Below are 25114 nucleotides of genomic sequence, written 5' to 3'. Positions count from 1 at the left end.
TGTTACTTGCGAATTTCCAGGCGCTGGATCAGCGCGCGGTAGCCCGCATCATCCTTGCTCTTGAGGTAGTCGAGCAGCTTGCGGCGGCGGCTCACCAGGCGCAGCAGGCCGCGGCGGGAATGGTGATCCTTGGTGTTATCCTTGAAATGGTCAGTCAGATAAGCGATGCGCGCGGTGATCAAAGCCACCTGCACTTCGGGGGAACCAGTGTCGCTCTTGGCACGTTGAAAGTCGGCGACGATTTGCGCTTTTTGCGCGGCGGTAATTGCCATTAGTCTTCTCTCCTAAAAAAAGTGCGGCATTCTACCCTTGAATGCCTTCATTGCTCAACCCCAAAATTTTCCGCCGGGACAGCCTTGGCGGCCTGTTTTGCCACATTGGACAATAGCCGGTCCGGGGCAAGGCGGCGGCCTTGCAGCAGCCCTACTCCGATGAAGCCCTGCGGGCCATGCAGGCAGACCCTGCCGTCCGGCAAGCCGGTGTCCAGGCCCAGCCGTTGCCCTTGCGCGAGACGCTGGGTTTGTACGGCATCCAGTTGCAGCCTGGGCATGTCAGGCATCAGCACTTCCAGCGGCAGCACGCAGGCATCGCGCTCGGCTTCGGTCATCGCCTCCAGTTGCGGCAGGCTATGGGCATTCCGCAAGTCGAAATGGGCAATGGCTGTGCGGCGCAGCCCGATCAGATGTGCACCGCAGCCGAGCGCTGCGCCGATGTCTTCGGCGAGCGTGCGTATGTAAGTCCCCTTGCTGCAGCGTACGGTGATGTCCATCTCGTTGCCGCCAAAAGCGTTCAGCACCAGTTCGTGGATCGTTACATTGCGCAGTTCGCGTTCTATGGTTTCGCCCTTGCGGATGTATTCGTAGAGCGGTCTGCCCTGATGTTTGAGCGCGCTGTGCATGGGCGGAAGCTGCCGGATCTCGCCGCGAAATTTTGCCAGCACGGCATCGACATCGGCCTGCGTAACCTCGACCGGATGTTCCGCGATGATCTCGCCCTCCGCATCGCCGGTGCTGGTAGCTTGCCCGAGGCGCAACAGGGCGCGATAGGTTTTGTCGGCGTCCAGAAGCGCGGTGGAAAATTTGGTGGCCTCGCCGAAACAGACCGGCAGCAGGCCGGTGGCCAAGGGATCGAGGGTGCCGGTATGCCCGGCCTTCTCGGCCTGGAACAGGCGGCGGATTTTTTGCAGCGCGGTGTTGGAGCTCAGCTCAAGGGGTTTGTCAAACAGCAGCACGCCGTCAAGCGCGCGGAAAGTGCGTGCCATGAAAGTTATCCAGAAAAAAACACTTCACCACGAAGGGCACGAAGATCACGAAGGTTTTTCATGAGGCTACTAGCTTTTCTTCGTACTCTTCGTGAGCTTCGTGGTTAAAAGAGTTATTCGGGTTTATCGGAATGTTGCTTATCGCTGGCCACTGCCTGGTCGATGAGCTGCGACAGGCGGCTGCCGCGCTCAACGGAGGCGTCATAAACGAAATGCAGCTGCGGCATCACGCGCAGTTTCAGGCTGTGCGCGAGCCGGCCACGCAGGAAACCGCTGGCACGCTCCAGGCCTTGCTGCGCCTCGGCGTGCTTGCCATCCAGCCTTGTGAAAAAAATCTTGGCATGAGAATAGTCGCCTGCAACTTCGACGCCGGTGATAGTCACCAGTCGCACGCGCGGATCGTTGATTTCAAGGCGCACCAGTTCGGCCAATTCGCGCTGAATCTGCTGTGCAACCCGATCCGTTCTTGCAAAGTCCGCCATTACAGCGCGCGCGCAACCTCAACGATTTCGTACACTTCGAGCTTGTCGCCCACTACCAGATCGTTGTAGTTTTTCAGCGACAGGCCGCACTCGAAGTTGGACTTCACTTCCTTCACGTCGTCCTTGAATCGCTTCAGCGAATCCAGCTCACCATCGTGGATCACCACGTTGTCGCGCAGCAGGCGCACCCTCGCACCGCGCTTCACCATGCCTTCCAGCACATAGCAGCCGGCAATCGTACCCACCTTGGAAACAGTGAACACCTGGCGCACCTCGACCATGCCGAGGACAACTTCCTTCTTCTCGGGAGCCAGCATGCCAGAAAGCGCTGCCTTGATCTCGTCCACCATCGCATAGATGATGTTGTAGTAGCGGATATCCACGCCCGAGGTCTCGGCCAGCTTGCGCGCAGCCGCATCGGCACGGGTGTTGAAGCCGATCACGATCGCCTTGGAAGCCAGCGCCAGGTTGATGTCAGACTCGGAGATCGCACCTACGCCGCCATGGATCAGGTTGACCTTGACCTCGCTGGTGGAGAGTTTCTGCAAGGATTGTGCAATCGCCTCGGCAGAGCCCTGCACATCGGACTTCACGATCAGCGATAAGGTGCGTACTTCACCCTCGGCCATCTGCTCGAACATATTTTCCAGCTTGGCGGCCTGCTGTTTGGCCAGTTTCACGCCGCGATACTTGCCCTGACGGAACAACGCAATTTCGCGTGCCCGCTTTTCATCGGCCATTACCAGCAATTCCTCACCGGCCGATGGGACTTCGGACAGGCCCTGAATCTCAACCGGAATGGACGGCCCTGCTTCGCTGACCGCCTTGCCGTTCTCATCCAGCATGGCGCGCACGCGCCCGAATACCGACCCAACCAGGACCGCATCGCCGCGCTTCATGGTGCCGGACTGGATCAGCACGGTGGCGACCGGCCCCTTGCCCTTGTCCAGGCGAGCCTCGATCACCAGCCCCTTGGCATGGGTCGCGCGCGGCGCCTTCAGCTCCAGCACCTCGGCCTGCAACAGCACACCTTCAAGCAACTGGTCGATGCCCTGGCCTGACTTGGAGGAAACTTCGACGAACATTGCGTCGCCGCCCCAGTCTTCCGGCACCACGCCTTCGGCAACCAGCTCCTGCTTGACGCGTTCTGAATTGGCTTCAGGCTTGTCAATTTTTGTGACGGCCACCACGATCGGCACGTTGCCGGCTTTGGCATGGTGGATCGCTTCTTTGGTCTGCGGCATTACGCCGTCATCGGCGGCCACCACCAGGATCACGATATCGGTCGCCTTGGCGCCGCGCGCACGCATCGCGGTAAATGCCTCATGGCCCGGTGTATCGAGGAAGGTAATCATCCCGCGCGGCGTATCGACGTGATACGCGCCAATATGCTGGGTAATGCCGCCCGCTTCGCCGGAAGCAACGCGGGTGCGGCGGATGTAGTCCAGCAGCGAGGTTTTGCCGTGATCGACGTGGCCCATCACGGTGACGACCGGCGCGCGCTGCTCCAGCGCCACATCGTGTGGCGCTTCGACATCCAGCAGATAGGCATCCAGATCATCCACCTTGGCGGCCTTGGCGATATGCCCCATTTCCTCCACAACGATCATCGCGGTTTCCTGGTCCAGCACCTGGTTGATGGTTACCATCGAACCCATCTTCATCAACACCTTGATGATTTCGGCAGCCTTGACGGCCATCTTCTGCGCCAGTTCGGCGACGGTGATGGTTTCCGGAACAGCCACTTCGCGCACGATCGGTTCGGTCGGCAACGAGAAGGCATGCTCGGGCTCGGCAGCATGCTTGTGCTTGTCGTGGCGCGGCGCGCGTACCGGCGTCGCCCAGGTTCCCGTTTTCTCACCGGTTTTGACGGGAGTGCGCTTCTTGTGCCCTTTTTCGTCCCATGGGCTGGCCTTGACTTCGGTCTTGGGTTTTTTGCTTGGCTTGACCACCTTGTCGCCGGGCTTTGGCGTCGGCTTGTGCAGCGTGCCCTCGGCCAGATCGACCACCGGCGCTGCCACAACGGGCGCGGCTTCTTCTTTGACTGCCGGCGCAACGGCTTTCTGTTCCGGCTCAGGCTCAGCCTCCTTCTTGGTAGTCTTGCGCTTGCCGCGCTCCTGCTTGGCTTGCACTTCGGCTGCCTGGCGCGCCGCAAGTTCGGCCTGCAAGCGTGCTTCCTCTTCGCGCGCGGCCAGCTCCTGCTCATCCAGCACCTTCTTGGGCGCTTCGCCTCCCCTGGGCAAAGCGTCAGGCGCTGGCGCAGCCGCTTCTGCGGCAGCGGTCGGAGCCACTACACGGCGTTTGCGCACTTCAACCTGAATGGTGCGAGCCCGGCCTGTACTGTCGGCTTTTTTGATTTCCGTGGTTTCGCGGCGCGTTAACGTAATCTTCTTGGCGGGTTTTTCGGCGCCATGCGACTGACGCAAATGCTCCAGCAATTGCGCCTTGTCCTTTTCGGAAACCGGGTCGGCCTCCTGTTTTTTACTTACCCCTGCCGCCTTCAACTGCTCAAGCAACAAGGCAACCGGCAACCCGAGTTCCGTCGCAAATTGCGCTACGTTCATTTTTCCCATTAGCCGTCCTTAAGAGAATCCTTAACCGATTCAAGCAAACCAGGGCGCGCGTGCCGCCATGATCAACGTATTGGCGCGTTCGCTGTCCATGCCGGTAAGCTCCACCAGCTCATCCACATCCAGGTCTGCCAATTGATCCTGCGTCGCCACTCCCTTTGCCGCAAGGGTGCGCGCGATTTGCTCGTCCATGCCATCAAGCTTGAGCAGGTCTTCGATGCCATGCTCCACTTTTTCCTCGTTGGCAATCGCGGCGGTCAGCAATGAGTTGCGCGCGCGGCTGCGCAACTCGTTCACCGTCGCTTCGTCGAACGACTCGATTTCCAGCATTTCTTCCAGCGGCACGTATGCCACTTCTTCCAGCGTATTGAAGCCTTCCTGCACCAGGATGTCGGCAACTTCTTCGTCCACGTCCAGTTTTTCCATGAATATTTCGCGCGTCCTGGAGAACTCCTCGGCATGCTTCTCGTTGGACTGCTCGACGGTCATGATGTTGAGCTCCCATCCCGTCAATTCGCTGGCCAGGCGCACATTCTGGCCGCCGCGCCCGATCGCCTGCGCCAAGTTTTCCTCTTCGACCACGACATCCATGCTGTGCTTCTCTTCGTCCACCACGATGCTGCTCACCTCGGCGGGCGCCAGCGCGTTGATGACGTAAGTGGCGGGGTCTTCCGACCAGAGGATGATGTCCACGCGCTCGCCGGCCAACTCGTTGGTCACGCCTTGCACGCGCGAACCGCGCATGCCGACGCAGGTGCCGATGGGGTCGATGCGCGGGTCGTGCGACAACACCGCAATCTTGGCGCGCGAACCGGGGTCACGCGCGGCACTGACGATTTCCAGCAGCTTTTCCTCGATCTCCGGCACCTCCAGCTCAAACAGCTTGGTCAACAATTCCGGCGAGGTGCGCGACAGAATCACCTGCGGGCCGCGCGCGCTGCGATCCACGCGCAGCAGATGCGCCTTAACGCGGTCGCTGACGCGCAGGTTTTCCTTCGGGATCATCTGCTCGCGCGGCAGCAAGGCCTCGATCTTGCCGAATTCGACAAGTGCGTTACCGCGCTCCAGCCGTTTCACCGTGCCGGAAACCAGGTGCTCCTTGCGATCCAGAAAATCGCTCAGCACCTGCTCGCGTTCGGCGTCGCGTATCTTCTGGAAGATCACCTGCTTCGCGGCCTGCGCGCCGATGCGGCCGAAATCGATGGATTCCAGCGGCTCTTCGATAAACTCGCCGAGCTGGATATCGGCCTCGCGCTTTTGCGCCTCTTCCAGCTTGATGTGCATGTCCGGCGTTTCGAAGGTTTCGTCGTCCATCACCTCCCAGCGGCGGAAAGACTCGTATTCTCCGGTATTGCGGTCGATCGAGACACGCACGTCGGCTTCGTCCGCAAAGCGTTTCCGGGTCGCGGAAGCCAGGGCGGATTCAAGCGATTCGAACACGACCTCCTTGTCCACGTTCTTCTCACGGGACAGCGCATCCACCAGTAATAAAATTTCACGGCTCATACCATTCTCCAACTAATTGTCTGTCTGTCAGCAGCAGGCGTTAAAAACTGATCTCCGGCACCAATCGCGCCTTGTCCAGATTCGACAGTTCGATTGCCACCCAACTGCCATCCACATCCAACTGCAATATTCCGTTGCTTACTTCACCTATGATGCCGATGAAGTTTTTGCGCCCCGCCAGCGGCAGGCGCAGCTTGAGTTGCACCTTCTGCCCGGCGAAACGCACAAAATCCGCTTCCTTCTTCAGCGGCCTGTCCAGCCCCGGCGACGAAACTTCGAGGCGGTCGTAAGCCACGTTCTCGACCAGGAACAGCCGCGTGAGCTGATGGCTGACCGTCTCGCAATCCTCCACTCGGATGCCTTCCGGCTTGTCGATGAACACGCGCAACAGGCCGCGCCCAGAGCGCTCGAAATCCACCAGCTCATAGCCCAAGCCATTTACCGTCGTTTCGACCAGTTCCATCACATCCATAAATGACCGCCCACAAATAAAAAACGGGCTCGAAGCCCATCTCAAAACGCGGCGCATTGTAGCAAAACTTGGACTTAAAGGGAATTAACTTTAAGGCAGCTTCTTAAAAGTTATCCTGGTAACGTGCCGTTATCGGATAGCGCCAGTCCTTGCCGTAACTGCGTTCCGTGATACGGATGCCTACTGCGGACTGGCGGCGCTTGTATTCGCTGATGCGGATCAGGTGCACCATGCGGCGCACATCGGCTTCCGCATAGCCGCGCGCGACGATTTCCGGAATCGTGAGGTTCTGTTCGACATAGCAGGTCATGATGGCATCCAGCACATCGTAGGGCGGCAGGTTGTCCTGGTCGGTCTGGTCCGCGCGCAGTTCGGCACTCGGCGCGCGCGTGATGATGCGTTCGGGGATCGCCTGTCCCAGCGTATTGCGGTAGCGCGCCAGGCGATACACCAGCGTCTTGCTCACATCCTTCAGCACCGCGAAACCGCCCGCCATGTCGCCGTAGAGCGTGGCATAGCCCGCGGTCATTTCCGACTTGTTGCCGGTGGTCAGCACCAGCGAGCCGAACTTGTTCGACAGAGCCATGAGCAGGGCACCGCGGATGCGCGCCTGCAGGTTCTCCTCGGTGGTGTCCGCCGCACGTCCGGCAAAGGCAGGGTTCAGCGCAGCCAGATAGCTCTGGAACATAGGCTCGATGGGAATCTCGTCGTAACGTACGCCGAGAATCTTTACCATCTCGCGCGAATCGTCCAGGCTGATCTGCGCGGTGTAAGGCGACGGCATCATCACCGCATGAACCTTGCCCGCGCCCAGCGCATCGACCGCTATCGCGAGAGTCAATGCGGAATCGATCCCGCCCGACAACCCCAGCAATACGCCAGGGAAGCGGTTCTTGCCGATGTAGTCGCGCACGCCGAGGCACAGCGCACGATAGACCTCGGCTTCCTCGCCCAACGCCTCGGCAATCTCGCCCACAGGACGCAAATCGTCCCGGATTTCCAGCATCAGCAAGGCCTCCTCGAAGCGCGGCCCCTGTGCGGTCAGGTCGCCATTGCAATCCATGGCGAACGAGCCGCCGTCGAAAATCAGTTCATCCTGGCCGCCGGCCAGGTTGGCATAAACCACCGCGAGGCCGGTTTCTGCAATGCGCTCGCGGATGGCGCCGTAGCGCGCCTCCTGCTTGCGCATCGCATAGGGCGACGCGTTGGGCACCAGCAAAACCTGCGCACCTGCATTGCGCGCCTGGTGCGGTGCATCGGGCTCCCAGACATCGCCGCAGATATTCAGGGCGAAGCGGATGCCCTCCATCTCGAACACGCAAGGCTCGCTGCCGTGATCGAAGTAACGCTTCTCGTCGAACACCGCGTAGTTCGGCAGCTCATGCTTGAAATAGGTTGCGACGATGGTCCCGTCGCGTAGCAACGAAGCCGCGTTGTAGCGCTTCCCGCCCTGCTGATGGGGATGCCCCACCACCACGGTAATGCCGGAAGTTTTCCCGGCGAGTTCGGCCAGTGCCTGCGCGCATGCCCGGTAAAACCCGTCGCGCAGCAGCAGGTCCTCCGGCGGATAACCGCACAGGCCGAGTTCGGGAGACAGCAACAGTTGCGCACCTTGCCGTTTGGCCTGTTTGGCATACTGCGAAATCTTTGCAACATTCCCCGCCAGATCGCCCAGCACACAGTTGATTTGCGCAATTGCCAGTTTCATTGTCACTTCAGAAGAATGTCAGGGACGCGCATCTTACCATCACGGTGCGGGCAATAAAAAAGCGGGCTGTTGCCAGCCCGCCTTCGGGATTTGCGCCAGATGAAATTACTGGACGCGCACTTTTCTTTCTTCGCGGATGGTGTAGCGCACCTCGACGCGGCGATTTGCCGCGCGCCCTTCCTTGGTCTTGTTATCCGCTACCGGCATGGTCTTTCCATAGCCCTTGGCAGTGATGCGGCCGGCGGCAACTCCCTTCTTCACCAGATAAGCCTTCACCGCAGCGGCGCGCTGTTCCGACAATTTCTGGTTATATGCGTCTTTGCCCACATTGTCGGTATGGCCGGTTACTTCCAGATTGGCCTCAGGATATTTTGCGGCGAAATCGACCACCTCCTGCAACTTGACATCCGCCGTCGGCTTCAGCTTCGCCGAAGCCGTATCGAAGCTGGCGCCCTCGATGCGCACCGGTTTCTCTTCCATGATCACCTTCCAGGCTTCCTTGGGCGCAGGTGCTGGTGCGGGCGCCGCCTTGGGTTCAACCCTGGGCTCTTCCTTCTTCATTACCGGGGCCGGGGGCGGCGGCGCAATATAGGGCTTTTCGAAGTAGTAATTTATGCCGATGGTCAGGTTGTCGTTATCCAGCCGGGTAGCGGCATTCTTGGCGGAGTTGTTCGTCCATTCGCCAGTGACGCTCCATTGAGGTGCGAATTTGTATTCGACGCCGATACCGAGGTGCGCATCGTTATCGCCGACAGCAGAGGCGTAAGCATCGCCGCGCCCGCTGACATGTGCGTAACCCAGTTTCGCATAGGGCAGCCATTTGCCGCTCGGCAGGCCGAGCTTCAGGTCGAGGCCGTAGACATGGCTGCCGTAATTCACCGTGGCCGGCGCGGGCGCGGCGCCCGTATGCGTCTTCTTTTCGTTGAAATCGAAGAAACCGTCCACGCCCAGCGTGAAGCCGCTCATGTTCCAGTTGTAGCCGCCTTCAAGTCCAGTGGCGACAGGTGACTGCCTCGAAACAGCAGTCATGTCCGTGCGGTTTACTCCGATTTTTGCGCCGACCCAACCGCCGTCGAATTCGCTGGCTTGAGCCGCCGTAATGCCTTGCGATGCAACTGCCAAAACAATAACCATGGTGCTTTTTTTCATTTTTCTTCTCCTTGGTAAGGTAAGCAAACGGAAAGGCATGCTGCGCATCCATTTAGGCCTGACGGCAACTTGCTGGGCTGCATACTACCTAAAGATGCCCGTCATGGGGCAATTGTTGCGAAAAAACTACATCAGAAAAATCCGACCCGCAGGTTATGAAATGCCATGCGCGGGCAGGATGGGCGCCTCTTCCGCCGCCGCATCGACCAGGCTCTGTGGAAGCTGTTTGCTTGGCTTCACGCCGAGCTCCTTCAGCATCTCCGCCTGGCGGATCACGTTACCCCGGCCGCCGGTGAATTTGCTGTACGCATTGTCATAGGCTTTCTGCGCCTGTTGCAGCCGGTTGCCGAGGGCATCCAGATCTTCGACGAAACCGGCCAGCTTGTCGTAGAGCTCCGCGCCGCGGTTGGCGATCTCCTGCGCGTTGCGGCTCTGCTGTTCCTGCCGCCACAGGTGCGCGACGGTGCGCACCACGAACAGCAGCGTGCTCGGGCTGACCAGCAGGACGTTCCTCTTCCACGCGTCCTGCCACAGATCGCTGTCCTGCGAAATGGCGAGCATGAAGGCCGGCTCCACCGGGATGAACATCAGCACGAAATCGAGCGATTGCAGGCCGTAGAGCTGCTGGTAGTTCTTCTCGGACAGTTCCCTGACATGGGCGCGCACCGAATCCAGATGCCGCCTCACGGCGGCCTCGCGCTGGTGGTCGGTTTCCGCGCTGGCGTACTCCTCGTAAGCGGTCAGCGAGACCTTGGCATCGACGATCAGGTGCCGCTCCTCCGGCAGGTGCACGACCACGTCCGGCTGCGCGCGCGAACCGTCCGCGCGGGTGTGGCTCTCCTGCACGTCGTACTCGTGGCCCTTGCGCAGGCCGGAGGCCTCCAGCACCCGCTCCAGGATCAACTCGCCCCAGTTGCCCTGCGCCTTGGCCTGGCCCTTGAGCGCGCTGGTGAGGTTGTGAGCGTCCTTCGACAGCTGGTTGTTGAGTGCCATCAGTTGCTTCACCTGTTCGGCGAGGGCCGAGCGATCCTTGCCCTCTTGCACATAGACCTCCTGCACCTTGCCCTGAAACTCGGCGATCCGGACCTTGAGCGGCTCCAGCAACTGGTTGAGGTTGGTCTGGTTCTGCTCGGTAAAGCGTTTGGTCTTGTCTTCCAGGATTTCGCTCGCCAGCGCCTTGAAGCGGTTGGACAATTGCTCCTCGGCGTTCTTCAGAAGCGTGATCTTCTCCGCGCCTTGCGAACGTTCCGCTTCCAGCTCGGCGGTCAACTCGGCAACCTGGTTGCTCAGGCGCTGCCGCTCCGCGACAAGCTGATCGCGCAACGCGGCGAGGCTCTCTTTCTCCCCTTCGAGGCGTTTGTTATCTTCTTGCGATGCTGTCAGCCGCTCGTTGGCGCGGACGATCTCGATTTGGCTCTCCGCCCTCGCCTGTGCTCCGGCCGAGGAAATGCGGGCGCGTAGAACCAGCCACGCGGCAGCCGCGCCGACGAGCAGACCAACGAAAAGAGCGGCAAAGAAATAGATTAGCGATTCCACCGGCAGCGATCCCCTCATGATTTCGTGCCAGTATAAACCAAGGCGAATGAGCTTATTCAGACAATGCGGTTGCGCGACTCGCTTCTGTAGAAGGCTTCAATATTCAGGATGATTTCTCCGGCCAGCCGCGCCAAGGACTGCTGGCTGGCCCAGGCGACATGTGGCGTGAGGATACAGTTCGCGCCGGCCGCTTCCAGCAGCGGATTACCCGCGCGCGGCGGCTCATTGGTGAGCACGTCCACCCCTGCCCCGCCGATGCGCTTCTCGCGCAAGGCCTGTGCCAGTGCGGCCTCGTCCACCACCCCGCCGCGCGCGAGGTTGAGCAGGATCGCGGTCGGCTTCATCCGGCGCAGCTCCGGTTCCGCAATCAGATTGCGCGTCTCCGGCGTGAGCGGGCAATGCAGCGAGACCGCATCGGATTCTTCCAGCATCTGGTTGAACGGCACGCGCCCTGCGCGGATGGCTGTCGCATCCTTGCGTTCCGCGACCAGCACCCTCATGCCGAAGGCCTCCGCGATGCGCGCCACGGCCTGGCCGATGTGGCCATAGCCGAAGATGCCGAGCGTGCTGCCGTTGAGGTCGTGCAACGGATGGCTCAGCAGCGCGAAATGTTCCGAGCGCTGCCAGGCTCCGGCAACGATGTCCGCATGATAGCTGTGGATTTGCCGTCGCAACGCGAGCAACAGCGCGAACACATGCTCCGCAACCGAATGCGTGGAATAGCCGCTGACGTTGCACACTGCGATGCCGTGCGCGCGACAGTAATCCAGATCGACGTTGTTGGTGCCTGTGGCCGCCACCGCGATGAGTTTCAATCGCGGCAGTTGCGCAAGCTCCGCCGCCATCAGCGGCACCTTGTTGGAGATCGCCACCTCTGCATTTTTCAGGCGCTCCACGACCTGCTCGCGCGCCGTAACCTCATGCTCACACCATTGCAGCGGTAGCGCGGGCGGGCGCATCGCGACCGGCAGCGTGCCGCGGTCGAGGAAGACGATATGGGAGGGAGGATTCATGCAAGCCGTTCGAAGAAAGGTTGGAATTCATTATCCCAGATTGCGCAGCCCCCATGATTGGCCTTGTAACGGATGCAGGCGTCGGATAATCTGCACCCATCAACAAGTTAGTAATCTGAATAGCTTTTTAGAGGAAACATCATGCTCATCCGCAACTTTGGTCATCTGTGGGAACGTCGTTACGTGTTTTGGGGGCATGGTGGAGTAAAGGGGCACCTGCGTGGCTATCGCACCCCAACGGATGTCGGCTCCGATTTTCGTACCCAAATTGGTATCTACATTCTCTTCGACAAGAACTATGTGCCCGTTTATGTTGGACAGACCGGCAAGGGGTGGGGGTGCGGATTCAACCCGTCGATGCAACACACTAAACTTTGCGAAAGCGAAAGGAGTGTTGCAGATGAAACAAAGACCTCGCATTCATTACACTGAATCCCAGAAGGCGCTGATGTGGGATCGCTGGCAGAAAGGCGATTCCCTTCAGCAGATCGCGCAGCTGTTTGATCGATACCATTCATCAATCGAGCGAATTTTGTCTGAGGCCGGCGGCATTCGGCCGATTCCTCGACGTCGTTCGAGACTGGCACTAACCTTGTCTGAACGTGAAGAAATCTCTCGATCAGTCGTTGCAGGGGATTCAATCCGCTCTATCGCCAAGAAGCTTGGCCGTGCCGCTTCGACAATTAGTCGAGAGATCGAACGTAACGGTGATCGAAAGAGCTATCGCGCAAGCCAGGCCGACCAGGCTGCCTGGGAGCGTGCGCATCGCCCCCAACCTTGTAAACTGGTGAAGAACCGCGCGATGGCACATATCGTGGCAGGCAAACTGAAAATGGCATGGTCACCGGAGCAGATTGCCGGATGGCTAAAATGCACCTATCCAGATGACGAGGACTATCAGGTGTCACACGAGACCATCTATCGCAGCCTCTACATCCAGGCCAGAGGCGCATTGAAGAAGGAACTTCTGGCCCACCTGCGGCGCACGCGAGTCATGCGCCGTTCGCGGCATCATACGCAGAAGACGGATAATCATGGCCGAATCACCGATGCGGTATCGATTAGCGAGCGTCCGGCCACGGCAGAAGACCGGGCAGTGCCAGGCCACTGGGAGGGCGACCTGCTGTGTGGGACTTTAAGTAGCCAGATTGCGACACTTGTTGAGCGCCAGACACGCTATGTGATGTTGGTGAAGGTGGCAGGAAAAGATACCGAGACCGTCATAAATGCATTGATCAAACATGCTCACAAGCTGCCGCAGGAACTTTACAAATCGCTGACGTGGGATCGAGGTAAGGAGATGGCGGACCACAAGCGCTTTACCTTGGCGACCGACATCAAGGTCTATTTCTGTGACCCTCAGAATCCTTGGCAGCGCGGGACGAATGAAAATACCAATGGATTGTTGAGACAGTACTTCCCAAAAGGGATGGACATCTCCGGATACACGCAAGCACAGCTAAATGGCGTGGCGAGGAAGCTAAATGAACGTCCAAGGAAGACGCTAAACTACGAAACACCGGCTGAACGATTTAACCAACTTGTTGCATCGACGGGTTGAATCCGCAGGCACCAGCGGCTATTCGCTCGATTACGCCAGCATCAACGTGACCACCTATGGAACCGATGGGAATATTTCTCGTGGTTTGGATTTCGTCGCGTCAATCCCGGGAACGGCAATTTGTCCGAGTTTGACCACCCGGAGAAGGTGTTTAAGGCAGCGGGTGCGTCACTACTCAATGAGATTGAAGGCGCACTTCTTGTAGCACTCGAACCCCGAATCAACAAACAAGGACCTCGCTGGAGTGACGTCGATGAGTACTTTCAATTTGTCGAAAAGGAGCTTGAAGAACGCAGCGTCTCTGAGGCGCTAAAGAAAATTGAGTTTCTTCAACAATCCATCGATCAACTGAGGGTGAAGAAATAACAACGCTCTCCAACTTTATAATAGGTGCGGTCAGGTTAGCTCAACCACGATTTTCATAGCCTCGTTAGAACTCCCACACTTTTTGCTACGATGCCCGTAAGGAGATATAGCCATGAACTCAAACTACACTGCCGTAATTAAACAGGATGCCGGCTGGTGGATAGGCTGGATCGAAGAAGTGTCCGGCGTGAATTGCCAGGAAGCTTCGCGCGAGAAGTTGTTGGAGTCTCTCCGGGAAACGTTGGCCGAGACAATCGAATTAAACAGGCACTGAACAAGTCGTCACACCGGCGAAGGCCGGTATCGAAATACTGGATTCCGGCTTCCGCCGGAATGACGAAATGGGGCTATGTCGATTAGCAGGCGTAAGTCGGGTTCCCCCTTCTGGGACAAGAGCGCAGCAAAGCAACCCGACACCATTCAATAACCAGTCGGGTTACGCCCGCATGCGGGCTAACCCGACCTACGATTGCTACGCCGAATCTCGCGTTCTTGATTCTCTCTTGCGCTCGTTTTCAGTCAAGAAGCGCTTGCGCAGGCGGATGGATTGCGGCGTGATTTCCACGAGTTCGTCGTCGTCGATGAATTCCACGGCAGACTCCAGCGTCAGGCGGACCGGCGGGGTGAGGCGCACGGCCTCGTCGGTGCCCGAGGCGCGCACGTTGGTGAGTTTCTTGCCCTTGATCGGGTTGACCACGAGGTCGTTGTCGCGGCTGTGGATGCCGATGATCATGCCCTCGTAGAGCTTGTCGCCGGGGCTGACGAACATGCGGCCGCGCTCTTCGAGGTTCCACAGCGCATAGGCCACCGCCTCGCCGTGTTCGGCCGAAATCAGCACGCCGTTGCGGCGGCCGGGCATGTCGGGCTTGACGGGCGCGTAGTCGTCGAACACGTGCGCCATGATGCCGGTGCCGCGCGTCAGGGTCATGAATTCGGACTGGAAGCCGATCAGGCCGCGCGCCGGGATGCGGTACTCGAGGCGCACGCGCCCGTGGCCGTCCGGCTGCATGTCCTGCAGGTCGCCGCGGCGGCGGCCGAGTTCTTCCATCACCGCGCCCTGGTTGGTGTCTTCCACATCCACGGTCAGCACTTCGTAAGGTTCGCACTTCTCGCCGTCGATATCGCGGAACACCACGCGCGGCTTGCCCACGGCCAGCTCGAAGCCTTCGCGGCGCATGTTTTCCAAGAGAATCGTCAGGTGCAGCTCGCCGCGCCCGGAGAGCAGGAACACGTCGGTGTCCTGCGTGTCTTCCACGCGCAGCGCCACGTTGGTCAGCAACTCCTTGTTCAGGCGGTCGCGGATCTGGCGGCTGGTGACGAACTTGCCCTCCTGCCCAGCGAGCGGCGAGCTGTTCACCATCATGTTCATGGTCAGCGTCGGCTCGTCCACCTTGGGCAGCGGCAGCGCCTCGGGCTTGCTCACGTCGGCGATGGTCACGCCGATGCCGATCTCCTCGATACCGTTGATCAGCACAATGTCGCCCGCCATCGCCTCGTCCAACTGCACGCGCTCGATGCCGCGAAAACCGAGCACTTGGTTGACGCGCGCCTTCTTCGCGGACTTGTCGCCGTTCAATACCATCACTTCCTGGCCGGGGCGGATGCGGCCGCGGCGCACGCGGCCCACGCCGATGCGGCCGACGAAGCTCGAATAGTCCAGCGCGGAAATCTGTAACTGCAAGGGCGCATCGACATCGGCCTCCGGCGCGGGTACATGCTTGAGCACCGTATCAAACAGGGGGCGCATGTCCGGGCTCGGCTGGGCCAGGTCGAGCGTGGCGTAGCCGTTCAGCGCCGAGGCGTACACCACGGGGAAATCCAGTTGCTCGTCGGTCGCGCCGAGCTTGTCGAAGAGGTCGAAGGTCTGGTTGATCACCCAATCGCAGCGTGCGCCGGGACGGTCCACCTTGTTGATGACCACGATGGGGCGCAGGCCCAAGGCGAGCGCCTTCTTGGTGACGAAGCGCGTCTGCGGCATAGGCCCTTCGACCGCGTCCACCAGCAGCAGCACGCTATCCACCATGCCGAGCACGCGCTCCACCTCGCCGCCGAAGTCGGCGTGGCCGGGCGTATCGACGATATTGATATGCACGCCCTCGTAATCCACCGCGCAGTTCTTCGCCAGGATGGTGATGCCGCGCTCTTTTTCGATGTCGTTGCTGTCCATCACACGCTCGGTGACATGCTGGTGTGCGGCGAACGTGCCGGCCTGGCTGAGCAGCTTGTCCACCATGGTGGTCTTGCCGTGGTCAACGTGGGCGATGATGGCGATGTTGCGGAGGGCGCGGGACATGGAAACTACCTGTGCTGAATTCAAAGGGCGCGCATTCTAACACAAGGGGCGGAGCTACCCCGCATGAACCTGAAAAAGCGATCAACCACGAAGATCACGAAGGCCACGAAGCGGCCGTGGCGCACCATAGGCCATCGGGCACCCACGACCGATTCGTCGGGTTACGCCCGCATCCGGGCTAATCCGACCTACGATTGCTTTTCTTCGTGTACTCCGTGTCCTTCGTGGTGAATGGTTCGGAAATCAGCCGTTCAGTTCCAACATCAACTGGTTGACGCGCTTGACGAAGGTTGCCGGGTCATCGAGCTGGCCGCCCTCGGCCAGCAGGGCCTGGTCGAACAGCACCGCTGCCCAGTCGTCGAAGCGCTTTTCCTCGGATTTGAGGCGCAGCACCACCGGGTGCTGCGGGTTGATCTCGAGGATCGGCTGCGAGGTCGGCATCGTCTGCCCAGCCGCCTTGAGCATGCGCGCGAGGTTGCCGCTCAGGTCGTGTTCCTCGGCCACGAGGCAGGCGGGCGAATCGGTCAGGCGGTGCGTGACGCGCACTTCCTTGACCCGGTCGGCCAGGCTGTTTTTGATCTTTTCGGCCAGCGGCTTGAATTCGTCGGCCTCCTTTTCCTGCGCCAGCTTCTCGGCCTCGTCCTCGAGCTTACCGAGATCGAGCCCGCCCTTGGCTACCGAGGCGAGCGGCTTACCCTCGAACTCGGTGAGATAGCTCATCGCCCACTCGTCCACACGGTCGGACATCAGCAGCACCTCGATGCCCTTCTTGCGGAACACCTCCAGATGCGGGCTGTTCTTCGCCGCGTTGAAGGTCTCGGCGGTGACATAGTAGATCTTCTCCTGCCCTTCCTTCATGCGGGCTATGTAATCCTTCAGCGACACGGTCTCGTCCGGCGTGTCGGCATACGTCGAGGCGAAGCGCAGCAAGCCGGCAATCTTGTCCTTGTTCGCGTGATCCTCGCCGATGCCCTCCTTGAGCGCCTTGCCGAATTCGCCCCAGAAGGTCGCGTATTTCTCCTTGTCGTTCTCGGCCATATCCGCCAGCAGCCCGAGCACCTTGCCGGTGCAGCCCTTGCGGATCGCCTCGATATCCTTCGATTCCTGCAGGATCTCGCGCGACACGTTGAGCGGCAGGTCCGCCGAATCGACCACGCCGCGCACGAAGCGCAGGTACAGCGGCATCAACTGCTCGGCGTCATCCATGATGAACACGCGCCGCACGTAAAGCTTGATGCCGTGGCGGGACTGGCGGTCCCACATATCGAACGGCGCATGCGCCGGGATGTACAGCAGTTGCGTGTATTCCTGGCGGCCCTCGACGCGGGCGTGGCTCCAGGCCAGCGGGTCGTCGTAGTCGTGCCCGACATGCTTGTAGAATTCCTTGTACTGCTCGTCGCTGATCTCGTTCTTGCTGCGCGCCCACAGGGCCGATGCCTGGTTGACCGTTTCGTCCTCGGCGGTGACTTCCTGCTTGCCGTCCTTCCACTCCGCCTTCTTCATCAGGATGGGCTGAACGATGTGGTTGGAGTACTTGCGCACGATGTCGCGCAGCTTGTAGCCTTCCAGAAGGTCGTCCTGGCCCTCGCGCAGGTGCAGCGTGATCTCGGTGCCGCGCGTGGCCCTCTCCACCATCTCGATGGAGAACTCGCCGCCGCCGTCGGATTCCCAGCGCACACCCTGGTCGGCGTTCTCACCAGCGCGGCGCGTGAGCACCGTCACCTTGTCCGCAACGATGAACGCGGAATAGAAACCCACGCCGAACTGGCCGATCAGGTGCGCGTCCTTCTGCTGGTCGCCGGACAGCCGCGAGAAGAATTCGCGTGTGCCCGACTTGGCGATGGTGCCGAGGTTGCTGATCACCTCGTCGCGGTTCATGCCGATGCCGCTGTCGGCAATGGTCAGCGTGCGCGCAGCCTTGTCGTAGGCGATGCGGATACTCATATCCGATTCATTTTCGAACAAGGCCGCGTTGTGCAGCCCCTCGAAGCGCAGCTTGTCGCAGGCGTCGGAAGCGTTGGAAACCAGTTCGCGCAGAAAAATCTCGCGGTTGGAATACAGCGAATGGATCATCAATTGCAGCAGCTGCTTCACCTCGGCCTGGAAGCCCATGGTTTCACGGTTGAGGGTGGCGTTTTCGGTCATGTTTGCTCCGGTTTGTTGTTAGAAGGCAACCCACCATTTGGGGATTATCCGGAAGTTTTTCAAGAGGCGGCGCCGGGAATCACGAGCCGTAGAAATGCACCCGGTTGCGCCCACCCTCTTTCGCCCGGTACATCGCCAGATCCGCCCATTTGATGAGATTTTCCGGGCCGGCCTCGTCGCCGATAAACAGCGTCACGCCGATACTCGACGTGCAGTGATGCTCGACAATAGTTTCTGCGTGGCCCTCCCGCTTGAATTGCAGGATATAAGGCTCGGCCAGGATGGTGCGGATTTTCTCCGCAACCACGCGCGCCTGCGAGATGGATCCGGTTCTATCCTCATCCAGCTCGCCGAGCATCACCACAAATTCATCGCCGCCAAAGCGCGCGACAGTGTCCGCCTTGCGCACACAGCCGGTAATACGGCGCGCCGCTTCCACCAGCAGCGAATCGCCCACCTCATGGCCATACGTATCATTGAGGGGTTTGAAGTTATCCAGGTCGAAGAACATCAATGCGCCATACAGGCCGCTGCGTTTGCTGGTAGCCATTGCCTGCCTGAGCCGGTCGTCGAGCAGACGGCGGTTGGGCAACTCGGTCAATGCGTCGTAGAAAGCCAGGTTGCGTATCTGCTCCTCGGCCTGCTTGCGCTCGGTAATATCGCGTGCAAAACCGACCGTGCCCAGTAAATTGCCGTTCTCGTCGATGACCGGACTCTTGAAGGTTTCCACCCAGAGCATCCTGTCGCCGTCAAGCGATGGCTCCTCAATGCGCTGCTGCTGGCACGAGGCCATTACCTCGGCATCGTTGGCGCGGTACTTCTCCGCCAGTTCTTTGGGCCACAGGTCGAAATCGGTCAAACCCACGACCTGCAGGGTATCTTCAAGCCGGGCATGAGCGGCATAAGCCTTGTTTACCTTGAGGTAGCGGCCTGCAGGGTCTTTCAGCCATGTCAGATAGGGTGAATTATCCAGGATGGCGCGCTGGTTCGCTTCGCTTTTCCGGAGGCGTTCTTCTCCTGCCTTGCGCTCGGTGATGTCATGAATCGTTCCCAGCATGCGGACCGGCTGATCTTTTGCATCGAATTCGACCTTTCCGGTTACATGGCATGCCAGTTCCTTGCCGCTGTCAGCAACGATCCGGCAATCCATGGCATACGCTTTTCTGTCGCGCAGGGCCGCCCGGACGGCATTATCGAGAGATTCCCTGTCGTCCGGATGCACCTTGCCCAGAAATAACTCATAGGAAGGCGCGACCGAACCCGGCGCAAACCCCATAAGGCGGAATGTTTCATCGCTCCAGACCAGATCGCCCGTAGCCGGGTTCCAGTCCCAGGTTCCGACTTTTCCAATCGCCGTGGCGAAATCGTAGCGTTCCTTGGTCTGTTTCAGCTCATCTTCGATTTTCTTGCGCTCGGTGATGTCTTCGGTAATGCCCATCAGCTTCAGCACCTTGCCGCCTTCATCCTTGATCGGGATGAAGCAAGACTTGAAATGCCGCGACATATCGCCGGCAGCAACAAATTCAAAATAACTTGAGGTTCCGTTGGAGATGGCGTCCTGCATAAGCGCGCTAACGCTCTCAGCATCCTGCCGGCTTACCGCACCAAGATACGACAAGCCACAGACATTTCTGGCATCCTTCAGGCCGAGCATATCAAGCCCTGCCCTGTTCATGGACTGGATACGCCCTTCCAGATCGATCTCGTGGATGCAGAGCGGTGAGGACTCGACCAGCAGCCGGTAGCGGTGCTCGCTGGTGCGCAACGCTTCTTCGACCCGCTTGCGCTCGGTGATGTCCTGCACCGTGCCGATACCGGTAAGCGGCCTGCCTTCTGGATCACGCTCAATCCGCGCACGCTCCCTCACCCAGCGTTCCTTCCCATCGACCGCGATGCGATGTTCGATGTCATAGGGAGTGCCAGCCATCGCCTCGCCCCATGCCCTGAGCACAAAATCGCGGTCATCGGGATGAACGATCGCGACAAAGGTTTCCATGTTGATAGCATCCTGTTGCGGGGTGCCGAATATGCGATAGGCCTCCGACGACCACTCCAGCCGGTTGGCAGGAATATCCAGAAACCAGCTGCCGATCTGTGCAACGGATTGGGCAACACTGAGAGTTTCCTCGCTATGGCGCAGCGCCGTTTCCAATTGCTTGTGCTCGGTGATGTCCCGCATGGTGACGAGCACGCCGTTGATCGCCGGATTGGCAAACAAATTTACACCGGTACTCTCCACATCGATCCAGCGGCCATCCTTGTGACTGACGCGGTACCGGGTCGTGTACGGCTCGCCGGGGTGCTCCATCACATAGCGCTGCGCGTTGATCACGGCATTCATGTCGTCCGGGTGGATGACCAGGGCGCTTGGCCGACCGACCAGTTCCACGGGCAAGATGCCCAGCAGACGCGTGACGCTGGGCGATACATAGGCCATGTTCAGGTTCGCATCGATCAGCCAGACGGTGTCGGAGATGTTGTCCAGATAGGCACGCAGTTTCTCCTCGCTTTGCCGGAGGCGCTCCTCGCCGTTCTTGCTCTCGGTGATGTCGGTGAGGAAACCTTGCCAGAGCGTGGAGCCGTCCGCCTCGCGCTGCGGCAGCCCGTTGCCGCGCAGCCAGCGCACCGTGCCGTCGTCGAACTTCAGGCGGTATTCATGCTGGAACGGCGTCAGGTCCTGTGCCGAGGCGCGGATGGAGGCCATGAGCCCCTCCCTGTCCTCCGGGTGGACAGGGAGGAACATCCTGGAGGCATCTTCGCGAAGTTCCGCAGGGTCGAGCCGGAACAACTCGTATATCTCGCGGGTGGCCTCGCTGGCGCAGGGAACGCAGGTGCTGCCATCCGGGCGCAAGCGGAACTGGTAGACGATTCCCGGCATCAGGTTGATGATTTTTTGAAGGTCCATTCTTGCTTGGTGTGCCGATTCGCCTGCTCAAAAAATAATGCGTGGCGGATTATAACAGCAGGCGCTTCGCAAATTATGTTCGCCACCGCACGTTCGCACAGGTTGCCGCACCGGGAATCCCACAAAAAAATCAGTGGAATACCCCCGGAAAAATGTTGCGCCCGGAATCAAAACGGGCTTTAATCCGGCCTCATACCGACACTCGATATGCCCTGCATCGATGACAATCCGCCTGTTAGTGACCGATGACCATGAACTGGTTCGCGCGGGACTGGTCCAGTATCTGGGGATGTCACCCGGTATTGAAGTCATTGCCGACGCAGCCAATGGCGACGAACTGCTGGAAAAGTTGCGCTCAGCCACCCCCGATCTGCTGTTGCTCGATATGTCCATGCCCGGCATATCCGGCGAGGGTTTGATCGCGCATATCAAGAGCCTCTATCCCGGCCTGCGGATTCTGGTGCTCAGCATGCACAATGAAATCCAGGTCGTATCGCGCGCCATGGGGGCAGGCGCATCCGGCTATATCACCAAGGACTCCCCGCCGCATGTTCTGCTGGAAGCCATTCGAAAAACCATCGAGACAGGTCTATACCTCAATCCGGCAATAGCCGCGCAATTGGCGCATATCGCCACTTCCGAGCCAATCCGCAATACTCCTCCGGAAGCTCCAGCTTAGCCGAGCAGGCATAGCTGGTTCCATTACCCTCAGCACCAAACCGCAACAGGGCGAGTCAACTTTAGCGCCGCTGCCATAGCTGCCAAATTAGCAAATACCCATAATTTCTCCCGGAAAAAACTGTAGCTTTCAGTATGAGGGGATTCGCAGAATGCGAATCACTACGTATTTCCATCTGGCAACCATACATAGTTTCCGGCACCGCAAATACCGCATGCTGCCCATGGGAAGCCGCCGCTCATGCAGATCACCCCGGCGCGAGCGATAGCGTCGCAACCTCTGCGTGAGAAACAATCTCATGCCTGTGTTCTCCCATTGTAAACAGCGCATTGCTTCAGGTATGCACCTACCCCGCAAAGCAGGGGTATACCTTATTGTTTTGGACTGGCTTGAGTCTATATTGACAAGTACGGCTTGCGCATTGGCGTTTTCTTTCTGAACTCAAGGAGGAACGAAACCATAGTGCGATCCGGGGTAGCAGCGTTTTCCCGCATAAAAGGGATTGTCCATTCGGGATAGGCTCAATATTGTTTTGATTGCGAGCTTCACTTCAAGCTTTCTCACGCGCAATCCCGGATTCAAGTATCCATGAGTATCCATGCGGGATATTTCAAATTTTTCAGGAAGAAAGGAAACGACAACATGGCAACCGGTACAGTCAAATGGTTTAACGATGCGAAGGGTTTTGGCTTTGTCACTCCCGATGATGGCGGCACGGATTTGTTCGCGCACTATTCCGCAATCAACATGAGCGGTTTCAAGTCGCTCCAGGAAGGTCAAAAAGTCATCTATGACGTGGTGCAAGGACCCAAGGGCAAGCAGGCATCCAATATTGTCAACACCCTCTGAATGGCTCTCGAGCCGGGAAACCCGGCATGAAAGTGCCGGGTTCAAGATAGCCAATTTCATGCTTCGCCACTCTACAAGGAGAAATAGCCATGGCAAACATCATTCAGCACAACCCGCTTTTCAGCAGGCTTACCCGTTTCGACCCATTCCGCGATGAAGACTGGCTAAAGGGCTTTGGAATACGCCCATTTAACGGCGAGCTGGAAGCTACTCCCCAGATCAGGATCGATCTGACTGAAAACGACCGCGAATATTCGGTCAAGGCAGAAATTCCCGGCGTCAGGAAGGAAGATATCAATGTGGAAGTGGAAGGCAACCGGGTTTCCATCAGCGCCGAAACCCGGGAGGAAAAAAAGGAAATAAAGGACGAAAGGGTCATTTGCTGCGAGCGTTCCCATGGGGCGAGCTACCGGAGCTTCAGCCTGGCCAGCGAAGTGGATGAGACCAAGGCCGAGGCCAGCTACGAAAATGGCGTGCTGGCGCTGAAGTTGCCGAAAAAATCCGGCAGCACCGCCAAACATCTTCAGGTCAAGTAAGCCTCGGCGCAAGCAGGGCTCCGGGCTTCTTTCCTTGCCACCGCATCAACCGGCTGAGCAGCGAGGGGAACGTGATTCATTGCCCGAGAGAAGGAGGCAAAAAATGGATAAGCACTACGTTTCCGAATTCACGAATTTTATGGACCACTTTCTGGAAGAGCATCCGGAAGTGGTCGAAGAGCAAATGCGCAATTTCAACTTTTTCTACAACCCGGAAATAGATCGGGATGAGTTGGAAAACGCCAACGAAGGCATCGTCCCGGACGATCACTACGGGTTTGCCAGCCTGTTCGAAGCGCCCGGTCGAAAAACAGGCAGACAGCGCACGACACACTGATCCTGGTTCCGTATGGAGCGGGTGCTGCCCGGTTAAGCCTCATATTTCCGGGCAGCAAAAATAAAGGGATGGCTGTATTGATGCTGCGCTTGATCATACCTAGCATTCGAATACCCAGACATTCCACGACTTGATGGTTACGTTAGGAGACTAGCATGGCAATCGAAAGCGTTGCGTCAGGCCTGATTCACGGTGGTTTGCAGACCCCGCCCCACAGCGCGCACAAAGCGCACCACCCGCACCGCCCCATTTTCTGGATGCGCCCCGCCAAACCTGCGCTAACTGTCGAAGCGGCGCCGGGCACATCGGCACAGGCGATCGCCTCAGAGATCGAGGTATGCGCCGCACGCTTTGCCGCAGACGGGGAGGACAACTCCATCGACCTGCGCTTCCTGAAGGCCATGCCCCAGGAGCGCGAAGCGCTCGCCACCCTGCTCGGCCAGGGAGAAGTCTCGGCCGTCGTGAGTGCGCTGGGGCGCACCGAGATACGGGAAACCGCCATTCCCTGCGTCTGGTGGGTGCGCCACCACAATGAGGAAGGCGAAATAGTCGGCGAACTGATTGAGATTACTGCCGTACCGGAAATTATCACAGGCGACCGGATGGCGGTCGCCCGGGGACTCGAAGCCTTCCGCTCCGCCCGCAGGGTGCCCACCGCCCCTCCCTCCCACAATGCGAGGTAACCACCATGAACAAACAAATTACAGTCTCCGATTCGCTGTATGACCAGGGAATATCGCGCCGCAGCTTCCTAAAGTTCTGCGCCATCACCGCATCCACGCTGGCCATTACGGGAGCCGGGGTCAAGGCGTTCACCCAGGTGCTTGCCGTTGCCCGGCGCCCTTCCGTGATCTGGCTGTCGTTCCAGGCCTGCACGGGCTGCTCCGAGTCGCTGATGCGCTCGGGCAACCCGTTAACCGACCGGCTGACGGTCGAGAACCTCATCCTCAATTTCGTCTCGCTCGACTTCCACGGCACCTTGCAAGTGGCGGCAGGCGCCCAGGCCGAGGCGGCACGCCGGGCAGCGATGGAAGAGAATTTCGGCCAGTACGTCCTGATTGCGGACGGCGGAATTCCAACCGGGGATGGCGAATGGTTTTCGGCGGAAAACGGGCAGTCCGCATTGGGCCTGCTGCGCGAGACCATCGAAGGCGCGGCGCTGGTGATCAACGTGGGAACCTGCGCCAGCTTCGGCGGCCTTCCCGCCGCTGCACCCAATCCGACCAAGGCGATGGGCGTGGGCGACCTGATGGCTGCCGGGCTGGTGCCGTCGCGGGCGCTGTTGAACATCTCCGGCTGCCCGCCGGTGCCGGAGGTCATCACCGGAAGCATCGCCTACTTCCTGGTGAATGGCGCACTGCCGCCGCAGGACAGCCTGCGGCGTCCGATACTCTATTTCGGCAAGACGGTGCACGATTGCTGCCCGCGCCTGCCGCATTTCGAGGCAGGACGCTTCGCCGCATCGTTCGACGACGACGGGGCGAGGCAGGGCCACTGCCTGCTGCTGCTAGGCTGCAAGGGGCCGGACACCTTCAATGCCTGCACCACCAATAAATGGAATCAGGGCACCAGCTCTCCGACCCAGGCGGGACATGGCTGCATCGGCTGTGCCGAGCCCAATTTCTGGGATCACCCCGGCGGCGTGTACGGAATTGTCGGCGAGTTCGAACTGGGGGATGGCACTGCCTGCGTCACGCCAGCCCATCCGCAACTACCGGTGGTCTAGGTCAATCGCCGCCATACCGA

At 59.3% G+C, this 25114-nt stretch carries 23 protein-coding genes; 10 read left to right on the top strand and 13 right to left on the bottom strand.

Annotation, left to right across the window (positions count from 1 at the left end):
- Positions 1-2: 2 nt before the first annotated feature.
- The 10 genes from rpsO to ACRRNM_RS02645 form a co-directional block, all read right to left on the bottom strand.
- Positions 3-272, bottom strand: a complete 270-nt coding sequence (rpsO, locus tag ACRRNM_RS02690) for a 30S ribosomal protein S15 (protein ID WP_435626711.1) — start codon at positions 270-272, stop codon at positions 3-5.
- 47 nt (positions 273-319) lie between these two features.
- Positions 320-1261 (bottom strand): tRNA pseudouridine(55) synthase TruB, encoded by a 942-nt coding sequence (truB, locus tag ACRRNM_RS02685; RefSeq protein WP_435626710.1) that lies wholly within the window; start codon positions 1259-1261, stop codon positions 320-322.
- Positions 1262-1374: 113 nt separating this feature from the next.
- The gene (rbfA, locus tag ACRRNM_RS02680; protein WP_435626709.1) at positions 1375-1743 is read right to left on the bottom strand and encodes a 30S ribosome-binding factor RbfA; all 369 of its coding nucleotides are present in this window, start codon (positions 1741-1743) and stop codon (positions 1375-1377) included.
- Positions 1743-4316: a translation initiation factor IF-2 gene (gene infB, locus ACRRNM_RS02675; protein ID WP_435626708.1), complete on the bottom strand. Its 2574-nt coding sequence runs from the start codon at positions 4314-4316 to the stop codon at positions 1743-1745. Before infB ends, rbfA begins: the two co-directional genes overlap by 1 nt.
- Before the next feature lie 30 nt (positions 4317-4346).
- Complete coding sequence (gene nusA, locus ACRRNM_RS02670; protein WP_435626707.1) at positions 4347-5819, bottom strand: transcription termination factor NusA; 1473 nt, start codon at positions 5817-5819, stop codon at positions 4347-4349.
- A 40-nt stretch (positions 5820-5859) separates the two neighbouring features.
- The gene (gene rimP / locus ACRRNM_RS02665; protein ID WP_435626706.1) at positions 5860-6291 is read right to left on the bottom strand and encodes a ribosome maturation factor RimP; all 432 of its coding nucleotides are present in this window, start codon (positions 6289-6291) and stop codon (positions 5860-5862) included.
- Positions 6292-6394: 103 nt separating this feature from the next.
- Positions 6395-7999, bottom strand: coding sequence for an NAD+ synthase (locus ACRRNM_RS02660; protein WP_435626705.1), 1605 nt, complete (start codon positions 7997-7999; stop codon positions 6395-6397).
- Between the two features lie 105 nt (positions 8000-8104).
- Positions 8105-9148: an OmpA family protein gene (locus tag ACRRNM_RS02655; protein ID WP_435626704.1), complete on the bottom strand. Its 1044-nt coding sequence runs from the start codon at positions 9146-9148 to the stop codon at positions 8105-8107.
- Positions 9149-9301: 153 nt separating this feature from the next.
- On the bottom strand, positions 9302-10702 hold the full coding sequence (rmuC, locus tag ACRRNM_RS02650) for a DNA recombination protein RmuC (protein WP_435626703.1): 1401 nt from the start codon (positions 10700-10702) through the stop codon (positions 9302-9304).
- A 38-nt stretch (positions 10703-10740) separates the two neighbouring features.
- Positions 10741-11697, bottom strand: a complete 957-nt coding sequence (locus ACRRNM_RS02645; protein WP_435626702.1) for a D-2-hydroxyacid dehydrogenase — start codon at positions 11695-11697, stop codon at positions 10741-10743.
- 141 nt (positions 11698-11838) lie between these two features.
- Between ACRRNM_RS02645 and ACRRNM_RS02640 the strand changes: the two genes are divergently transcribed.
- The 4 genes from ACRRNM_RS02640 (at position 11839) to ACRRNM_RS02625 (ending at position 13898) form a co-directional block, all read left to right on the top strand.
- A complete protein-coding gene (locus ACRRNM_RS02640; protein WP_435626701.1) occupies positions 11839-12129 on the top strand; it encodes a hypothetical protein in 291 nt (96 codons plus the stop codon).
- On the top strand, positions 12098-13258 hold the full coding sequence (locus ACRRNM_RS02635; protein WP_435626700.1) for an IS30 family transposase: 1161 nt from the start codon (positions 12098-12100) through the stop codon (positions 13256-13258). The genes ACRRNM_RS02640 and ACRRNM_RS02635 overlap by 32 nt, the downstream gene beginning before the upstream one ends.
- Positions 13259-13378: 120 nt before the next feature.
- A complete protein-coding gene (locus ACRRNM_RS02630; protein WP_435626699.1) occupies positions 13379-13624 on the top strand; it encodes a hypothetical protein in 246 nt (81 codons plus the stop codon).
- 112 nt (positions 13625-13736) lie between these two features.
- Positions 13737-13898, top strand: a complete 162-nt coding sequence (locus tag ACRRNM_RS02625; RefSeq protein WP_435626698.1) for a hypothetical protein — start codon at positions 13737-13739, stop codon at positions 13896-13898.
- Between the two features lie 198 nt (positions 13899-14096).
- On the opposite strand, the gene typA is transcribed toward ACRRNM_RS02625, so the two are convergent.
- The 3 genes from typA to ACRRNM_RS02610 all read right to left on the bottom strand — a co-directional run bounded on the left by typA (position 14097) and on the right by ACRRNM_RS02610 (position 20967).
- Positions 14097-15917: a translational GTPase TypA gene (gene typA / locus ACRRNM_RS02620; RefSeq protein WP_435626697.1), complete on the bottom strand. Its 1821-nt coding sequence runs from the start codon at positions 15915-15917 to the stop codon at positions 14097-14099.
- A gap of 243 nt (positions 15918-16160) precedes the next feature.
- Positions 16161-18062, bottom strand: coding sequence for a molecular chaperone HtpG (gene htpG, locus ACRRNM_RS02615; protein ID WP_435626696.1), 1902 nt, complete (start codon positions 18060-18062; stop codon positions 16161-16163).
- 79 nt (positions 18063-18141) lie between these two features.
- Positions 18142-20967: a PAS domain S-box protein gene (locus ACRRNM_RS02610; protein ID WP_435626695.1), complete on the bottom strand. Its 2826-nt coding sequence runs from the start codon at positions 20965-20967 to the stop codon at positions 18142-18144.
- A 220-nt stretch (positions 20968-21187) separates the two neighbouring features.
- On the opposite strand from ACRRNM_RS02610, the gene ACRRNM_RS02605 reads away from it, so the two are divergent.
- The 6 genes from ACRRNM_RS02605 (at position 21188) to ACRRNM_RS02580 (ending at position 25094) form a co-directional block, all read left to right on the top strand.
- On the top strand, positions 21188-21646 hold the full coding sequence (locus ACRRNM_RS02605; RefSeq protein WP_435626694.1) for a response regulator: 459 nt from the start codon (positions 21188-21190) through the stop codon (positions 21644-21646).
- 642 nt (positions 21647-22288) lie between these two features.
- The gene (locus ACRRNM_RS02600; RefSeq protein ID WP_435626693.1) at positions 22289-22495 is read left to right on the top strand and encodes a cold-shock protein; all 207 of its coding nucleotides are present in this window, start codon (positions 22289-22291) and stop codon (positions 22493-22495) included.
- An 89-nt stretch (positions 22496-22584) separates the two neighbouring features.
- On the top strand, positions 22585-23031 hold the full coding sequence (locus ACRRNM_RS02595) for an Hsp20/alpha crystallin family protein (RefSeq protein ID WP_435626692.1): 447 nt from the start codon (positions 22585-22587) through the stop codon (positions 23029-23031).
- A 103-nt stretch (positions 23032-23134) separates the two neighbouring features.
- Positions 23135-23368 carry a DUF3460 family protein gene (locus tag ACRRNM_RS02590; RefSeq protein WP_435626691.1) on the top strand — a complete coding sequence of 78 codons (234 nt, stop codon included), beginning with the start codon at positions 23135-23137 and terminating at the stop codon, positions 23366-23368.
- A 155-nt stretch (positions 23369-23523) separates the two neighbouring features.
- Entirely contained in the window at positions 23524-24051 is a 528-nt protein-coding gene (locus ACRRNM_RS02585; RefSeq protein WP_435626690.1) for a hydrogenase expression/formation C-terminal domain-containing protein, read from the top strand.
- Between the two features lie 5 nt (positions 24052-24056).
- A complete protein-coding gene (locus tag ACRRNM_RS02580) occupies positions 24057-25094 on the top strand; it encodes a hydrogenase small subunit (protein ID WP_435626689.1) in 1038 nt (345 codons plus the stop codon).
- Positions 25095-25114: the final 20 nt, after the last annotated feature.

This window comes from Ferrigenium straubiae (genome assembly GCF_051257895.1).
Classification (GTDB): Bacteria; Pseudomonadota; Gammaproteobacteria; order Burkholderiales; family Gallionellaceae; genus Gallionella; species Gallionella straubiae.
The sequence above is the reverse complement of the archived record's forward strand: the minus strand, read 5'-3'. Positions and strand labels throughout refer to the sequence as shown.

Coding starts and splice junctions, on each gene's coding strand:
- rmuC (WP_435626703.1), bottom strand. CDS start 10,702: ATGAGGGGATCGCTGCCGGTGGAATCGCTAATCTATTTCTTTGCCGCT.
- ACRRNM_RS02580 (WP_435626689.1), top strand. CDS start 24,057: ATGAACAAACAAATTACAGTCTCCGATTCGCTGTATGACCAGGGAATA.
- ACRRNM_RS02625 (WP_435626698.1), top strand. CDS start 13,737: ATGAACTCAAACTACACTGCCGTAATTAAACAGGATGCCGGCTGGTGG.
- ACRRNM_RS02595 (WP_435626692.1), top strand. CDS start 22,585: ATGGCAAACATCATTCAGCACAACCCGCTTTTCAGCAGGCTTACCCGT.
- ACRRNM_RS02660 (WP_435626705.1), bottom strand. CDS start 7,999: ATGAAACTGGCAATTGCGCAAATCAACTGTGTGCTGGGCGATCTGGCG.
- ACRRNM_RS02585 (WP_435626690.1), top strand. CDS start 23,524: ATGGCAATCGAAAGCGTTGCGTCAGGCCTGATTCACGGTGGTTTGCAG.
- ACRRNM_RS02605 (WP_435626694.1), top strand. CDS start 21,188: ATGACAATCCGCCTGTTAGTGACCGATGACCATGAACTGGTTCGCGCG.
- ACRRNM_RS02645 (WP_435626702.1), bottom strand. CDS start 11,697: ATGAATCCTCCCTCCCATATCGTCTTCCTCGACCGCGGCACGCTGCCG.
- infB (WP_435626708.1), bottom strand. CDS start 4,316: ATGGGAAAAATGAACGTAGCGCAATTTGCGACGGAACTCGGGTTGCCG.
- htpG (WP_435626696.1), bottom strand. CDS start 18,062: ATGACCGAAAACGCCACCCTCAACCGTGAAACCATGGGCTTCCAGGCC.
- rimP (WP_435626706.1), bottom strand. CDS start 6,291: ATGGATGTGATGGAACTGGTCGAAACGACGGTAAATGGCTTGGGCTAT.
- ACRRNM_RS02635 (WP_435626700.1), top strand. CDS start 12,098: ATGAAACAAAGACCTCGCATTCATTACACTGAATCCCAGAAGGCGCTG.
- typA (WP_435626697.1), bottom strand. CDS start 15,917: ATGTCCCGCGCCCTCCGCAACATCGCCATCATCGCCCACGTTGACCAC.
- ACRRNM_RS02610 (WP_435626695.1), bottom strand. CDS start 20,967: ATGGACCTTCAAAAAATCATCAACCTGATGCCGGGAATCGTCTACCAG.
- ACRRNM_RS02655 (WP_435626704.1), bottom strand. CDS start 9,148: ATGAAAAAAAGCACCATGGTTATTGTTTTGGCAGTTGCATCGCAAGGC.
- ACRRNM_RS02600 (WP_435626693.1), top strand. CDS start 22,289: ATGGCAACCGGTACAGTCAAATGGTTTAACGATGCGAAGGGTTTTGGC.
- truB (WP_435626710.1), bottom strand. CDS start 1,261: ATGGCACGCACTTTCCGCGCGCTTGACGGCGTGCTGCTGTTTGACAAA.
- ACRRNM_RS02590 (WP_435626691.1), top strand. CDS start 23,135: ATGGATAAGCACTACGTTTCCGAATTCACGAATTTTATGGACCACTTT.
- ACRRNM_RS02640 (WP_435626701.1), top strand. CDS start 11,839: ATGCTCATCCGCAACTTTGGTCATCTGTGGGAACGTCGTTACGTGTTT.
- nusA (WP_435626707.1), bottom strand. CDS start 5,819: ATGAGCCGTGAAATTTTATTACTGGTGGATGCGCTGTCCCGTGAGAAG.
- rbfA (WP_435626709.1), bottom strand. CDS start 1,743: ATGGCGGACTTTGCAAGAACGGATCGGGTTGCACAGCAGATTCAGCGC.
- rpsO (WP_435626711.1), bottom strand. CDS start 272: ATGGCAATTACCGCCGCGCAAAAAGCGCAAATCGTCGCCGACTTTCAA.